The organism is Ignavibacteria bacterium (assembly GCA_016707005.1).
Taxonomy (GTDB): domain Bacteria; phylum Bacteroidota; class Ignavibacteria; order Kapaibacteriales; family Kapaibacteriaceae; genus UBA10438.
The window spans coordinates 642,236-656,210 of the sequence record JADJIQ010000002.1; the positions used below are offsets into that span (position 1 = coordinate 642,236).

The 13,975-nt window shown below is 52.4% G+C and carries 11 protein-coding genes; 1 reads left to right on the forward strand and 10 read right to left on the reverse strand.

All coding sequences use genetic code 11. From position 1 onward, the window contains the following. Positions 1-79: 79 nt before the first annotated feature. Positions 80-979 carry a hypothetical protein gene (locus IPI29_05535; protein ID MBK7411998.1) on the reverse strand — a complete coding sequence of 300 codons (900 nt, stop codon included), beginning with the start codon at positions 977-979 and terminating at the stop codon, positions 80-82. 95 nt (positions 980-1,074) lie between these two features. Further along, positions 1,075-7,902 (reverse strand): hypothetical protein, encoded by a 6,828-nt coding sequence (locus tag IPI29_05540; GenBank protein MBK7411999.1) that lies wholly within the window; start codon positions 7,900-7,902, stop codon positions 1,075-1,077. A gap of 290 nt (positions 7,903-8,192) precedes the next feature. Here IPI29_05540 and IPI29_05545 point away from each other — a divergent pair, with 290 nt between their 5' ends. After that, positions 8,193-8,762 carry an aminoacyl-tRNA hydrolase gene (locus IPI29_05545; GenBank protein ID MBK7412000.1) on the forward strand — a complete coding sequence of 190 codons (570 nt, stop codon included), beginning with the start codon at positions 8,193-8,195 and terminating at the stop codon, positions 8,760-8,762. On the opposite strand, the gene IPI29_05550 is transcribed toward IPI29_05545, so the two are convergent. The 8 genes from IPI29_05550 to IPI29_05585 all read right to left on the reverse strand — a co-directional run bounded on the left by IPI29_05550 (position 8,749) and on the right by IPI29_05585 (position 13,969). Further along, a complete protein-coding gene (locus IPI29_05550; protein MBK7412001.1) occupies positions 8,749-9,984 on the reverse strand; it encodes a serine/threonine-protein phosphatase in 1,236 nt (411 codons plus the stop codon). The genes IPI29_05545 and IPI29_05550 overlap by 14 nt on opposite strands. Further along, positions 9,981-10,604, reverse strand: coding sequence for an LON peptidase substrate-binding domain-containing protein (locus tag IPI29_05555; GenBank protein MBK7412002.1), 624 nt, complete (start codon positions 10,602-10,604; stop codon positions 9,981-9,983). The genes IPI29_05550 and IPI29_05555 overlap by 4 nt, the downstream gene beginning before the upstream one ends. Beyond that, positions 10,601-11,227, reverse strand: a complete 627-nt coding sequence (locus tag IPI29_05560; protein ID MBK7412003.1) for a superoxide dismutase — start codon at positions 11,225-11,227, stop codon at positions 10,601-10,603. Before IPI29_05560 ends, IPI29_05555 begins: the two co-directional genes overlap by 4 nt. A gap of 81 nt (positions 11,228-11,308) precedes the next feature. Beyond that, the gene (locus tag IPI29_05565) at positions 11,309-11,692 is read right to left on the reverse strand and encodes an iron-sulfur cluster assembly accessory protein (GenBank protein ID MBK7412004.1); all 384 of its coding nucleotides are present in this window, start codon (positions 11,690-11,692) and stop codon (positions 11,309-11,311) included. 11 nt (positions 11,693-11,703) lie between these two features. After that, on the reverse strand, positions 11,704-12,138 hold the full coding sequence (locus tag IPI29_05570; protein ID MBK7412005.1) for an Rrf2 family transcriptional regulator: 435 nt from the start codon (positions 12,136-12,138) through the stop codon (positions 11,704-11,706). Continuing rightward, positions 12,138-13,229 carry a ferredoxin--NADP reductase gene (locus IPI29_05575; GenBank protein ID MBK7412006.1) on the reverse strand — a complete coding sequence of 364 codons (1,092 nt, stop codon included), beginning with the start codon at positions 13,227-13,229 and terminating at the stop codon, positions 12,138-12,140. Before IPI29_05575 ends, IPI29_05570 begins: the two co-directional genes overlap by 1 nt. 3 nt (positions 13,230-13,232) lie before the next feature. Next, entirely contained in the window at positions 13,233-13,547 is a 315-nt protein-coding gene (locus tag IPI29_05580) for a DUF59 domain-containing protein (GenBank protein ID MBK7412007.1), read from the reverse strand. Continuing rightward, positions 13,544-13,969: a SufE family protein gene (locus IPI29_05585; GenBank protein ID MBK7412008.1), complete on the reverse strand. Its 426-nt coding sequence runs from the start codon at positions 13,967-13,969 to the stop codon at positions 13,544-13,546. Before IPI29_05585 ends, IPI29_05580 begins: the two co-directional genes overlap by 4 nt. Positions 13,970-13,975 lie beyond the last annotated feature (6 nt).

The following is a 13,975-nucleotide window of genomic DNA, read 5'->3' on the forward strand; positions in this document are numbered from 1 at the left end:
GTTGGACGTCGGCGTGGTGCACTCAGCACCACCCCGACGTCCGGGGGCCGCACCCCCGGATGTCAGATGTACGATCCGATCACGGGATCGGAATGAAAAGCCATGCGATGCGCTCAGTTGCGCCGAACGGACCGGAGGAGCTCACGGTAAACGAGTTCGCTGCTACTGCTGTGACCGACAGGATGTTACCTGTTGGGGTCGCATTGACATCGATCGATGAAACCATGATCAGGTCATTGTAACCAGCGCCGAATGCATCAATAGCACCAACAGTTGCTTGCGTGTGTGTGAATGCACCGTCTGCAGGGTCTGCAATGCCACGCTCAACACCTGCGAACGGGTTGGTAGACCAAGTTGCCGTTCCATCAAGGTTTGAGAGGAGGATCTGATCGTTCACTGCTGCCGATGGAAGGTTGTCTGCCACAGGGATATTCAACGTGAACGGACCAGCACCAGTGATGTTTGGCAAGCTATACGTATGGTTCCCGGTTAGCGCTGCCGTTTGGAGCGTTCCAGTGTTGACACCATTTGTGAAGATGATCTCTGCAGTTGCACCAGCTTGACCCATTGTAAGGGTGTTCGTAGTTGCATCCCAAAGGAAGCCAGCCTCACCAGTGATCGAGTTGTCATCAGCCCAGTATGTCACCTGACCTGCATCAGCAGTTCCAGCGGCATTACCGTTGTTGTCAACGAGATCACCGTCAACATCAAACCATGCGAGATCTTGTTGCGAAGCAGTACTACCCGCAGCGGCATACAGGAACGACCTGTGATTCGCTGCTACAATGCTTGCCGTTGCAGGCCATGTCACTGTGTATGTAGCTGTTGCGGCAACTGTGTTTTGCGTAATGATTCCAGATGTCGCACCTAGCAAGCGTAACTCGCGTGTGCGCACAGGAAGCTGTGCGGCAGCTTCCGATACAAACATGAAGAGGGCTGCTGTAAGGACGAGCCCCTTCAATATGGAAGAGAACTTCATTGAAGCACTCCAGAAAAAGTGGGTAAACGGGATGTGATGATTCTTTTGATACATGTCGAGTTGACATTCAGTGGGAAAACTGCTCTCTACGTTCATCATGGATTTTTCACCAGCCAATTGATCGCCTCACCAGGGTTGAGACCACCGGGGAAATTGATCGAGAATGTATTGGCTGTGCGTGATCCACTCACGATGAATGGTGTTGCAGAGACACTTGTCGAGGCTTCGGGCGTTAGAGTGATCGACGCTTGGACGTCAAGAGTTGCACCAACAGGCAACGTGATGATCACGTTGAATTCGGGAGCAGCACCTGCATTTGTATAGCGTCCTCCGTAGATCCCCAGCAGTCCGAGAATGATCGAACGATCTTTCTTCTCGAGAGTACCGGACGCGTCGGCCACCACAACGCCGTCGTTACCCCCTACCGGTGTTGAGCTCGGTACACCGGCGAGAGACGTCATGGTGACATTCCCCGTGCCTTGAGCTACGGTGACACGTGTCGTGCCATTCGTAGCGAGTCTCAAGTCGTTTGCGTCGAGGGTACCGACAAAGGCTGTTGCTCCAACTCCTGCATTTCCCGTAAGGGACCAGAAGGCGGCATCCTGTGGCTGTACCCATTTCGGTTCGCCTGCAGCGATCTGCAAGAGCGACCCGTTTATACCAGGCGGAAGCTGAGCGGCTTTGTTGGTGATATCACCAACATAGATGTGCGCATAGTTGAGTGGAAGATCAAGCGTATCCGTGATCGTAAGCTTACGAAGCACGAGAGAGTCCGTATAGTATGGCGTAAGGCCCGGACCTCTTGTCACGAGGACAAAACCATCCGTGCCGGCGGAACCATTGAGCAGAAGCGGTACATCCGTACCGTCGAGATTGAACGCATCGCGAGCATTGATGCGGCTAGCTGCCGCATCGAGAAATATCATAGAGTTGCCACCGGCGCGGATGTCGAGGTCACGGTCGCCCGTGGCCCGCATGTTGCCGATGATGTTGTTGTTGATGGTGGTGTTACCGCCTTGGACCCACGCAGTGCCACTAAGGATGCCGGTGAGATCAGACCATACCGGTACTCCACCCACGATCATCAACAACGTAGAGTCGGCTCCCGGTGCAAGTTCGGAAGCCTTGTTACTAGCATCACCCACGAACATGTGAGCATACGTGAGCGGTATGTCAAAGTCGCCATCTACAATGAGTGAGTCTGTCACTCGGAGCTTACGCAATACAAGTGAGTCCGTGTAGTACGGTGTCTTTCCTGGACCCCAGGAAACAAACACGAAGCCATCGGTGCCCGGATTCCCATTGAGACGCATCTCACGATTTGTACCGTCGAGATTCAATGATGAGCGTACGTCAACAACTTCGGCACCACCTTGAAGGAAGAGTCGCGTTTGTCCGCCGGCACGAACATCAAGGTCCGTGACCCCTGTGGTTGACAGGTTACCAAGGATCGGACTTGGCGGCGTCGGATTACCCCCAACCATCCATGCATTAGCGTTGAGCAGCGATGAGAGACTGTACCAGGTTGGGGCACCGTTGAAGATCCCGAGGAATGTTGAGTCTGCTCCTGGAGCGAATGGGGCCGCAGTATTCGTTGCATCTCCAACATAGAGGTGGTGTTGTGGAAGAGCAAGGATCGATGAGAGGTCGCGCTTAACGAGGCGACCCGTAGCGTCGGCGCTTACGAATCCTTCGTTTGGCGTGAGCGCTCCGGGCACCGTAGTACCTGACAGATCATTCACTGTTATCTGTCCCGTTGCAGACACCGTAAGGCGGAGCGTGTTATTCGTATTGATCCGAAGATCATTGGCATCCGTGGTTCCCAAGAATGCGGTTGCTGCAATGTTTGTGTTGCCTTTGAGCGACCAGAATCCCGAGAGAGAGCCATCGAGCCAGGTTGGGACGCCCCCTACCACTTGGAGGAGAGAACCGTCAACTCCAGGAGCAAGTTCAGAGGCCATATTACCTGCATCGCCAACGAACATGTGAGCAAATGTCAGTGGTATATCGAAGTCGCCATCTACAATGAGCGAGTCCGTAACGCGGAGCTTCCGAAGGACCAGCGAGTCTGTGTAGTAAGGAGTCCTTCCCGGACCCCATGAAACAAATACGAATCCATCTGTTCCTGGATTACCATTGAGGCGCATCTCGCGATTTGTACCGTCGAGGTTCAATGATGAACGAACGTCAACAACTTCCGCACCGCCTTGGAGCAAGAGCCGTGTCTGTCCGCCGGCACGCACGTCAAGATCCGTAACACCGGTCGTAGAGAGATTGCCAATGATCGGACTCGGTGGGCTTGGATTTCCACCAACCATCCAAGCGTTTGCATTCAGAAGTGACGAAAGACTGTACCATGTTGGAGCCCCGTTAAAGATCCCGAGGAAGGTAGAGTCTGCACCTGGTGCGAATGGTCGCGCCACATTATTCGAGTCGCCAACATAGATATAGTTCTCAGGCAATTCCAGCAAGGAACCTATGTCGCGCTTGATGAGCCTGCCACCGTTATCCGCAATAACAAATCCCTCGCCCGGAGTAAGGGGCGTGTTGATACCTGCACCAGCAAGATTGTTCACCGTTATTTCACCGGTGGCACCTGAGATCGACATGCGGAAGGTGTTGTTGGTACCAAGGCGAAGGTCATTCAGATCTCTGGTACCTAGGAAAGAGGTGGGTGGAGTTGCCGTGTTGCCTGTGATGGCCCAATACTCTGTTTTGTCTGGATCCACCCATTGTGGAACACCGGCAACGATCTGCAACAATGAACCATTGATTCCCGGTGCAAGCTCGGAAGCCATGTTGCTTGCATCACCCACGAACATGTGAGCATACGTGAGCGGAATGTCAAAGTCGCCATCTACAATGAGTGAGTCTGTTACTCGGAGTTTGCGAAGGACAAGAGAGTCTGTGTAATACGGCGTCTTGCCTGGACCCCATGACACAAAGACAAACCCATCAGTACCTGGATTCCCGTTAAGTCGCATTTCGCGATTAGTGCCATCAAGGTTCAACGACGAACGCACATCAACAACGTCGGCTCCACCTTGTAGGAAGAGTCGGGTCTGTCCACCGGCGCGGATATCAAGATCCGTTACACCAGATGTTGAGAGATTGCCAAGGATCGGACTCGGCGGATTTGGATTACCGCCAACCATCCACGCATTGGCGTTGAGCAGCGAGGTAAGACTGTACCACGTTGGAGCCCCGTTGAAGATCCCAAGGAACGTTGAGTCTGCGCCCGGTGCAAATGGTCGAGCTACATCGTTCGTATCACCAACATAGATGTAATTCTCAGGCAATTGAAGGAATGATCCGAGATCTCTCTTGATGAGTTTACCGGCATTGTCTGCAATAACAAAACCTTCGCCAAGAGAAGGAGGTGTGACGATCCCCGCCCCGGCAAGATTCGTGATCGTTACTTCACCGGACCCGCCAGCAACGGTCATTCGAATACTGTTGTTGGTACCTAGTCGAAGATCATTCGCATCACGTGTTCCCACAAATGCACTTGCCGGCGTAGCACTATTGCCGGAGAGCGCCCAATATTCTGTTTTATCTGGATCCACCCACTGTGGCTGTCCTGCAACGATCTGAAGCAATGAGCCATTAATGCCGGGTGCGAGTTCCGAGGCCACATTGTTCACATCACCAACGAACATATGTGCAAACGTCAACGGAATATCGAAATCTCCATCGATGATCAAGGAATCAGTTACGCGGAGTTTGCGCAGAACAAGAGAATCCGTGTAGTATGGCGTCTTGCCCGGACCAAAGGACACCAACACAAACCCATCAGTGCCAGGATTGCCGTTGAGTCGCAGTTCACGGTTCACACCATCAAGATTCAGAGAAGACCGAACGTCCACAACCTCAGAAGCCCCCTGCAGATACAAACGTGTTGTTCCGCCCGCAACGAGATCAACTCCCGATGTAAGATTGCCGAGTACTTCGCTTGGTGGAGCTGTGTTACCGCCGATCAACCAAGCCCGAGTGTTCAAGACATTCGAAAGGCTATACCATGTTGGCGTACCATTAAAGATGCCCAAGAAGGTAGAGTCTGCGCCTGGTGCAAAAGGTGCTGCAATGTCGTTTGAATCACCAACAAAAAGATTGTTCTCTGGAAGACGCAACAGTGAGCCAATATCACGTTTGATGAGTCTCCCCCCATTATCTGCGATCACAAATCCTTCACCGGGAGTAAGGGGCGTTGTGGTTCCAGCACCAGCAAGGTTGTTCACGGTTACTTCACCCGTGCCGCCAGAGATCGTCATGCGGAAGGTATTGTTCGTACCGAACCGAAGGTCGTTCAAATCGCGTGTGCCAAGAAACGACGCCGGTGACGTTGCGCTGTTTCCGCTGAGCGCCCAATACTCCGTCTTATCGGGATCTACCCATTGAGGTTGACCAGCAACGATCTGCAGAAGTGAACCATTGATTCCGGGGGCAAGTTCGGATGCCTTGTTCGAAGCGTCACCCACGAACATATGCGCAAACGTGAGAGGGATATCAAAATCACTATCGATGATCAACGAATCCGTTACCCGTAGCTTTCGAAGCACAAGCGAATCCGTATAGTATGGCGTCCTACCCGGCCCGAAGGATACCAATACAAATCCATCTGTTCCAGGGTTGCCATTCAAACGCAGTTCACGATTCGTCCCATCAAGATTCAGGGACGATCGAACGTCCACAACCTCTGAAGCTCCCTGCAGATACAATCTCGTGGTCCCACCGGCAACAATGTCCAGACCCGCCGTGAGATTACCCATTATCTCACTTGGAGGAGTGGTATTACCACCTACCAGCCAAGCCTTGATATTCAGAACCGATCCAAGGTTATACCACGTAGGCTTGCCGTTGAAAATCCCTAGGAAAGTAGAGTCAGCGCCCGGAGGAAATGGCGAGGCAACATTGTTTGAATCTCCAATGAAGAGATTGTCTTCCGGCAAACTCAAGAGTGAGCCGATGTCGCGTTTGATCAAACGGCCGCCATTATCGGCAATAACAAATCCTTCACCAGGCGTAATGGGCGAGGTAATACCAGCACCGGCAAGGTTATTCATTGTAACCTCGCCAGTTCCACCTGCGATGGACATGCGGAACGTGTTATTGGTACCAAACCGAAGGTCGTTCAGATCACGGGTACCTACAAAGGCAGCCGCTGGGACTGCAGAGTTACCTGTGAGTGTCCAATATTCTGTCTTATCCGGATCTACCCACTGCGGCGTACCGGCTACGATCTGAAGAAGAGATCCATTGAGGCCTGGAGCAACCGGTACAGACCAGTTGTTCGCGTCACCAACGATGAGATGACCAAACTGCAGGGCGAGCTTGGGGAAAACGCGGAACGTAGCCGTATCGACGAATTCACTGCGCCCACTCACGGTGAGTGTATTGCTCACAATGAGTGATCGTAGGGTTAGACTGTCTACGTACTCCGGAGTTGCTCCAACACCACGCGAAATGAGGACCATACCATCTGTGCCCGAATTTCCGTTAAGGAGAAGGGGCGTTGTAGCTCCGGCAAGATTGAACGGAACCTTTGCGTCGATCTGAGGTGTGGTTCCATTGAGGAACAACATGGACTGACCACCGGCATAGATGTCAAGGTCACGCACTCCAGTTAGCGACATATTGCCAAGGATCGGGAAGGCGCCAACATCGATGTTACCGCCGATGATCCATGGTCGTTCACGAAGGATCCGCGCACCGTCTACCCACGATGGAATCCCAGCCATGGTCACAAGAAACGATGAATCAGCACCAGGCGCGAATGGCTGTGCAACGTTGTTTGCATCGCCCAAATACATGTGGTACTGTGGGAGCTGAAGAAGCGACTGATTCTCGCGTTTAAAAAGCTTCCCCGCGGCATCCACCATCACGAGACCTTCGCCGGCGTTCGGTGGTACAGTTGTCCCAGAGCCTGTTAAGGAGTTGATCGTAACCTCACCGGTTCCGCTACTGATCATCATGCGGAATGTATTATCCGTACCGAATCGAAGGTCATTGGCATCGCGCGTACCAACAAACGCTGCTGCTGAAACACCTGAGTTGCCATTCAGCGTCCAATATTCTGTCTTGTCCGGATCCACCCACTGCGGTTGACCGGCAACGATCTGCATTAGTGAACCATTAACACCCGGTGGGAACGGGACCGCAAGATCGTTGGCATCTCCAACGAAAAGGTGACCATACTGAAGAGGAAGCTTCGGAAGGATGAGGAATCGAGAAGAATCGCGAACCGTCAGCGGCTTATCGATGTACGTTTTTGTATCGAGAATGATCGCTGTGTCCGAGACCACGAGATCCGACGTCCAGCGAGGAGTGAGTGTAGGGCCCGAAGAGATAAATACGCCACCACGTGCCCCGGCAGAGCCGTCAAGGAAAAGTGGTGTATCCGTACTGTCAAGATTTAGCGAACCGATAACGCTGGTAGCACCGGTCAGGTTGATGTCGCCCGTTGGCGTGAACACCATACGCGTAATGTTGTTCGACTTCAAGACAAGCGATGCGTCGTTGATCGTTCCCAGGAAGTGGTTTGTCTTAACTGAGTCGTTACCGGCAAGTGACCAGAATAGCTGGTTTGCCGAACCATTATCGCTCCCTTGGAACCACAGAACCGTTACCCAATTTGGAGCAGCCTTCGTTCCAAAGTTGTATTGGAAGGAACCCGTCGTGGTATTAAAGATGAGTAGTCCCGTCGACGGTTGAACCACAGCATCTCGTTCTTGCTGGGTCAGGCGTGGAACGAGGAGACCCTTGCTGGTACTGTTCAATTCGAGGAGCGCAGAGTTGTCAGGGGTGGCCGTGCCGATCCCTACATTGTCCGTAGCTTGAGCACGCGCCTCAAGGACGCCTCCCAGTTGGAAGGCGCATGTAATGATCATCACTACACTCAATCGGAGCAGAGTAGCGATGGTCATAGGCACCAGCTATGATGAACAAACCTTGCCAAAGATTCCCCTTTTTCCACACAATCCGGAGTAAAACCCCGTAGCAACGCTGCGAACGCAATTTCGTGAATAAGCGTTTGCAGAGTAGTACGTAGTTTCTCGTTACCCCTTGGTTTGCAAATACCTTGCGCCAAATTTCGTGTTCTCAAGGTCCAAAAAACCTACGTAGATCTTTACAAGAACTATGCCGTTTTGACTCGTACGTAAAAGTACGCAAGACGAATCACTTGTCAAGACGTTATCCACATCGACCTCAGACTATGACCTCATTCTTGATCGTTGGACTAGGAAATCCAGGAACCCAATATTCTCTAACGCGTCACAACATCGGTTTTATGGTGGTGGACGCTTTCACTGAAAAGCACCGAGCAAAATGGACAGTTCGGGAAGGAAAATACGCGACCTCCAGCGTTAGGATAATGGCAACGGAACTCGTTATAGTAAAGCCACTTACGTATATGAATCTATCCGGCGAGGCTGTAGCTCCGCTTGCTGTTTCCAACGGACTTCAATCATCCCGTGTAGTTGCGATTACGGACGAATACAACTTCCCTGTTGGACGGGTTCATCTTCGATGCGGGGGCAGTTCTGGAGGGCACAACGGCATTTCTTCCCTCATTGAAAAACTTGGCACTTCCGACTTCTGGCGACTACGATGTGGCATTGATCGGGCATTTGGACCAGGGGAACTTGTTGAATATGTCCTCGCCCCTTTTTCGGCCGAGGAACAAGAATTCGTCAAGAAAATGATCGATCGTGGCGTTCAGGCCATTGAGGAGATCGCAAGGAGCGGCCCCGAACAGGCAATGCAGAGGATCAATCGCGCTTGATCACGATCAGCGTCTTATCGTCGGCATATCGAGCGCCTGCCGAATACGTCTGGACGTCATCTAGGATCGCTTGGGCGATCATCTCTGAGCTGGACGTTGCGTTGAGTCGGATAACGTCGATCAAACGATCGTCTCCATACAGCGTACCAGAACGGTCCTGTGCCTCGGTGATTCCGTCTGTGAACATTACCAGTACGTCACCGTGTGCCATATTGATGTTCTCAACACGGAACTGCTGGTCGGCAACAATGCCCAGGATACCACCTGTTGGTTGCAGGAATTCCACCGCTGCGGTCGCAGCTCGAAAATGCATCGGCGGACAATGACCGGCGTTGGCATACAGAACCAGGCCATTTGATGAGTGCGTAAGCTCGCAGTAACAGAGTGATACGAACCTCTCATGTGGGAACGTATCGTAGATCAGGGTATTCAATCGAGAAATAAGCGATGACATCTTGGTTTCAAAGCTCACACCCATGCGCATCGCACCGCTGACAAACAGGGCCTGAACGGCCGCCGGAAGTCCCTTGCTGGCAGCGTCACTGATCACAACGCCAAGACGATCCTGTTCATTCGTTGTGAGGTAGTCAAAGTAGTCGCCCCCCACGATACTCTCGGGGAGTGAAACACCGTAAAGATCGAACTCTAAGAACCTCCTGGCATGGTCTGGAACCAATCCTCGTTGGATTTGCCATGCCTGATCGAGATCCTTGCGCATGCGGCTTTCTCGCACGGCAGCCTGCATGTTGCGAAGGGCGGTGGTTGCCGCAGCTCCCACAACAACCAGCGTATCCCGGAATTCCTCGGCGATGGCATGTGCCGTAAAGGCCAATGCGTACTTGAAGGTGGATCCATCGGACCGACGTAACACGTCGCCCACACCCGTAAGGGTGTATTCGCGGCGCGTGGGGTCGTCCGAAGCCCCCTCATCAACGGTTACAATGGTTTGATGCTTGGTGAGCTGGGTGAATGGAGAATCCGGATCAAGCGTTCGACGAGTTCCAACCGTAAGCAATTCCGTTTCGCCATATTGGTATCGGAGTACATAAACGGATTCTTTCTCGTCGAACTCCCATACGCGGCCGCCAGTCATTACGAATCGATCGTTATCAACGATGTCTCGCACAAGGGCCGAGAGCAGTTCAAGTTGACTCTCGTAATTGAGGGACAAGATCCTGTCGATGATCTTGTACGTGGTCCGTTGATCGAGTTGACTTTTCACGTGATGGCGCGAAGATACCCATCGCTCTGTACAACTCGTTGGATCGCCTCTGCTCTTCGGATCATCGGAAGCAATTCTGTGAAGTGTTCGTGGAGTTCTTCCAACCGTTGATTCTCTGACGAAAGCTCGATGAGACTCTGTTTCTGTTCGGTAGAGAGTCCAGACTTCGGCGCCATATCGAATGAAGGGCAGACGCCGAGATCAGTATGGGTCAGTAACGGAGCGGTAGCGCCATAGACGAGCGTGACAATGAGATTGTACTTCTCCAGACATTCATTGAGAAGAAGTTGGTCCACCGTTACGTCATCGTCATCAAGACCTTCTATCTCACCAGTTGCAAAGGGGCGATCATTGTTCTTGAGTTCGAGCAGTCTGAACCTGCGTGTTCCTTCCACGATAACATCCATTCTGCCATCGGGATAACTCTGCGTAACCTCAACGACACGTGCGGCACATCCAATTGGATGCATATGGCCTTCTTCAACGAGGTTGATACCAAACTCCGAGCCTCGCTCAAGGCACTCGTTCATGAGTTCCTTATAGCGAGGCTCAAAGATGTGAAGCGGTACCCGCACGTGCGGGAACAATACGAGATTCAATGGGAAGAGACCGAGTGTCACGCAGAGAACTTCTTGAAGCGTTTGTTGATGCGACCCCAGTGCAGATTGTTGAGGAATGCATCGATATACTTTACGCGACCGGGTCCATCCTTGTGGTAGTAGGCGTGTTCAAACACATCACACGAGATCAGTGGAATGCCACCCCAGATAGCACCATAATGATGCTCGTCCACAAGAACGTTGAGGAGTCTTCCCGAATACAGCTGATCGATACAAAGTACGCCCCATCCCGAAAGCTTTGCGGCTGTGGCAGTGGCCTTGAAGTCTGCCTTCCATGCATCGAATGAACCGTACTCGCGTTCGATCGCCGCAACAACTTCCGGACCTTTCGAAGGATCGCCGTCTCCGCCGAGTACTTCCCAGTACACGTCGTGAAGAATAGTGCCGCCGTGGTTCCAGGTCTGACGTCGCTTAAGTTCGCCGAAGTCGCTCCAATTACCGTTCGCTCCTGCCTTATCGGCATTCTCCAGACCGGCCTCGATCTTGTTGAGGAACGTCACATACCCTTTGTGGTGTGTGTTGTAATGCCAGTCTGATGTTTCAGGAGAAACAACATCCTTGAGCAATTCTTTTGCTTCTTCATCCGAGTATGGACGCGGATTGAATTTCCATTCGTATGCCATGGGGGGGTCCTAGTTACGGAGTTACGGAGTTACGGAGTTACGGAGATACATAGCGTCGGGCTTTAGCCCGACGTGACGGGGTTACGCTGCAAATGAAGACCCGCAACCGCATGTTTTTGTTGCGTTGGGGTTATTGAACGTGAATCCTTTGCCCATGAGACCATCGCTGAAGTCCAGCGTCATTCCCATGAGATAGAACATGCTCTTGGAATCGATAAAGACGCGTACGCCTTCTGCATCTAGCACAAGATCATTCTCGCGTGATACTGCATCAAAGCCGAGAGTATAGGACATGCCGGAGCAGCCCCCTCCTTTAACTCCAAGACGCAGACCGAAGTCATCGGCAATGTTGTTCGATGCCTTGATCTTCTTCACTTCGGCGATGGCCTTGTTCGTGATGATGATGTTATCGGACTCATCTGTACCGAGAACACCGGTTGGAACAGAGAGTACATCTGCTCCCATGATGGCTACACTCATGATACCTCCAATTGAACGAGTTGTTGTGGTGATGCAAGCTCCGCAACGGTCATGGACCGAAACGTTGCTTTGATCCGCTCGTGAAGAACGGTAAGGGGCTCGCGGATCGTGCAGGATCCGTGAGCTGAACAGTCGTGATCTGCGGAGTCCTGACAATCCACGAGTCCATTGGACTGACCTTCGATGGCTCTGATGACTCGCTCGATGCTGATCTCCGATGGTTCAACAGCAAGAGCATATCCGCCATTGACGCCGGCATAAGAACGCACCACGCCATCGCGGACAAGCTGCTGCAGCACCTTGGCAACGAGAGCCTGGGAGATCGAATACTTCTCTGCGATGTCCTTTGCCGATACGATATCGGTTGGACGCAGCGCCATGTCTTGCATCGCAAGCAGGGCGTATTCGACGCGTTTGGAGAGCTTGAGCATTATTGGTCGTAGTCCGCAAAGACGCCGTCAGACGTTGGATGCGTCTGACAGGTGAGAACATATCCGTCGGAGATCTCATCATCAGAAAGTGCTTCACGCTCATCCATGATGGCTGTGCCACTGAGCAACTTTGCTCGGCACGTACAACACGCACCGATCTGACATGCATACGGAGGGTCGAGATCGGCACGTTGCGCTGCAGAGAGAATTGTCTCGTCCGGCTCAACCTCAAACTCATGTTCCTTCCCATACAAGCGTATGCGCACCTTGCGGGTTACAAGCTTATCGCTTGCTGCCTCCGCACCGGCCGACGCTTGAGTATTCGTTTCCATTGTGTCCTTCGACAGAGTGAAATATTCACGGTGTATGTGTTTGTCATCCAGGCCCTTAGCATGGAGATCGGCGATCACGCCATCCATCATTCCCTGCGGACCGCAAACGAAGGCGTCAACACTATCCAATGACGGCACGTACTCTGCGATGAGTCGGTTGAACATTGACGTATCCAGTCGCCCAACAATGTGTGCGCGGCCGGATGTAGTTGCCACTTCAAGAATATGCACAACACGGCATCGGTCTGCATGCGCCTGAGCAAGTGCTGCGATCTCGCGGTCGAAAATGATCGAGGCTTCGTCCTTGTTCGAATAGAAGAGAGTTACCGCACTCTTGGGTTCGATCCGAAGGATGCTCTTCATGATCGACAACACGGGAGTAATTCCGCTGCCCCCTGCAAAGAGAAGATAATGACGTATATGATCGTGATGGAGTTCCTTTGTGAAGTTCCCCATCGGAGGATACACTTCAAGCGTGAGACCCGGCTTCACATGATCCTTGAGCCATGTGGATACCGTGCCCGAGCTCACTCGCTTCACAGCAATGGTAAGGGGCTCATCAAGAACCGGACTCGAACACAACGAATAGTTGCGACGATGACTCACGCCATCGATCTCCGTCTTGATGGTGATGTACTGTCCGGCTTTGTACAGAAACACCGGCTTGAGTTCTTCCGGAACCTCAAGCGAGATGGCCACAGTGTCTGGCGTGTCGTGCCAGACCTCGGAGATCGTTAGCGGATAGAATTGAACGGCCATGGTTTAGAACATTCCGATGGAAAACAAAGCAGCCTCCGACATCATCGACTTGTCCCATGGCGGATCGAACGTGATCTGAACATCCACGTCGGTCACACCTTCACATTCCATCACAGTACGTTTTACTTCGGCCGGCAGGGACTGCGCGGACGGGCAATTCGGGGTTGTGAGCGTCATCACGACAAGGACATTGCCGTTCTCCGCCGTACGAACTTCGTAAATCAATCCGAGCTCGTAGATATCGATCGGGATTTCGGGGTCGTATATCGTATGGATCGCCTCGATCACGCGGTCGCGTAAACTGATCTCGGAATTCATGTTGTCCTCGTCATGGAGTAGACAAGGGCGTAGAGTTTGATCTGTTTTAGCATACTGGCCAATCCATTGGTTCTGTTATTCGACAGGTGCTGATCAAGCCCCAACCGATGTACCAGATCCTGTGGTGCATCCAAGATCTCCTTGGGTGTACGATCATCGAAGATCCGCATCAACAGCGCCACAAGCCCCTTTACAATAAGGGCATCACTGTCGGCCTCAAAATGGATGGCGTTCTCGGTGATACTCGGATGAAGCCATACCTGGGACTGACAGCCCTTTACCTTGAACTCCTCGGTCCGGAATTCCTCACGATAAGGGGCTAGCCCCTTCCCCATCGAAATGATGTGCGAATACCGCTCTTCCCAGTCCGGGAAGTCTGCGAATTCACTCTGAAGGTGGGCTATGGTCTGTTCAATCGTCATGTGTGT